The sequence below is a fragment of the Mesorhizobium sp. M4A.F.Ca.ET.020.02.1.1 genome (assembly GCF_004022645.1).
Taxonomy (GTDB): domain Bacteria; phylum Pseudomonadota; class Alphaproteobacteria; order Rhizobiales; family Rhizobiaceae; genus Mesorhizobium.
Genome location: NZ_RZOI01001434.1, coordinates 1 through 386, shown reverse-complemented (window position 1 = coordinate 386; position 386 = coordinate 1). Strand labels below are relative to the sequence as shown.

Genomic DNA, 386 nt, shown 5'->3' with positions numbered 1-386 from the left:
GCGATGATTTTGCGCGCGGCTTCGGCAAGGCGCGTGGCGTTGGCGATCATCAGTTCGAAATTGGCCGGCGTCAGCACCTCTTCCAGCACCGCGCGCATGGTGGCGATGGTGAGCGCGTTGCCGGCCAGCGTACCGCCGATGCCGAGATGTGCCGACTGGCGCACGCGTGGATTGACCATCGGCACGATCTTCCACAGCCGTTCGGCGATCTCCTGCGTGACGCCGAAGATGCCGGCCGGAATGCCGCCGGCGATCGCCTTGCCGGCGACCAGCATGTCCGGCTCCAGCCCGTGCAGGGCGGTGTAGCCGCCGGAGCCGCTGGAGATGGTGTGCGTCTCGTCGATGATCAGCACCGTGCCGGTGCGGCGGGTCATCTCGCGCAGCGC

1 protein-coding gene is annotated in these 386 nt (G+C 68.1%); it reads right to left on the bottom strand.

What is annotated here, in order from left to right:
• On the bottom strand, positions 1-386 hold a 386-nt coding region (locus tag EN742_RS37545; protein ID WP_128334020.1), incomplete at both ends, for an aminotransferase class III-fold pyridoxal phosphate-dependent enzyme.